The organism is Streptococcus sp. 2022WUSS037, assembly GCF_044427225.1.
Taxonomy (GTDB): Bacteria; Bacillota; Bacilli; order Lactobacillales; family Streptococcaceae; genus Streptococcus.
Genome location: NZ_JAOTGJ010000071.1, coordinates 1 through 1,046, shown reverse-complemented (window position 1 = coordinate 1,046; position 1,046 = coordinate 1). Strand labels below are relative to the sequence as shown.

Below are 1,046 nucleotides of genomic sequence, written 5' to 3'. Positions count from 1 at the left end.
TCGCGCTCTCGCGACAACTATCTTAGTTTATCATTTCTTGTGAACTTTGTCAACACTTTTTTTGAAACTTTTTTCGTTCCTCTGTTAACTAGTCCCTCGAGAGACAACTCAATCATTCTATCATCTTCTACTGAACTTGTCAACACTTTTTTGAAACTTTTTTTCATTCCGCTACTGACTAACTCCTCAAGAGACAACTCAATTATTCTATCACGACATACTATACATTGTCAACCGGTTTTTTGGGATTTTTTTATGAAAAACTGAGTGAAAACTGAGAGGCATACTAATCGGAGATTGTATATTTTCTTAGTATGCCTGCAGTATATCATTTTTTTGCAAAGGTATTTATGTTTTTGTAAAAATCTATGGCTACCTACTCATATTTTCACAATACCCCGGGGTCATCAATTAATGAAGTGTACAGTGGAGTTAAATATTTTTCTTCTCTGTATCCTCTCAAAAGGAGGGCTTCATGTGCACAATCTAATAATGTCTTAGAAAAATCTTTCACCATTCTTTGTTCTAAATCAGACAGTTTTTTTCTCGAAAATTGTCTACGTAGCTTTGAATAATCTCTACCAAATTCTATAAAAAACTCTGTACTTTCTAGAATTTCTTCCAATTTCACGAGATTGGCGAGCAGACCTAAATGAAAGGCTATGGGAGCAAATGTTGTTTCAAATGGTTGTGTACATGTCCTTCGAAATTCAATAGTCCCTCGCTTGGTAAGCTCCTGATAGTGGTATGAGCGATGGTTTTTGAAATCATCTGCTTTCGGAACAAAGTAACATATCTCGCCAGTTTCTGAATACGCTGCAAATTTTTCTTGCTCAAAAAAAGATTTGACAGTAATTGGTTTAAAATAATAATATAGACAATATGTAAAGACCCCCAGTTGAGAATCCGTGGATTTACCTGTACACTAGAATAAAAAAACAATCAACTTCTAACAGGAATTACCACACTCAATTGGAGGTCTTATATGTTTCATTTTACCACACTTTTCATCGGAATGGATGTTCACAAAGAAAGTTTTTCACTCT

General features: G+C 34.5%; 1 protein-coding gene. It reads right to left on the bottom strand.

Annotated features, from left to right (window positions below; genetic code table 11):
• Positions 1–388: 388 nt before the first annotated feature.
• Positions 389–631 (bottom strand): hypothetical protein, encoded by a 243-nt coding sequence (locus ODU55_RS11640; protein WP_194283586.1) that lies wholly within the window; start codon positions 629–631, stop codon positions 389–391.
• Positions 632–1,046 lie beyond the last annotated feature (415 nt).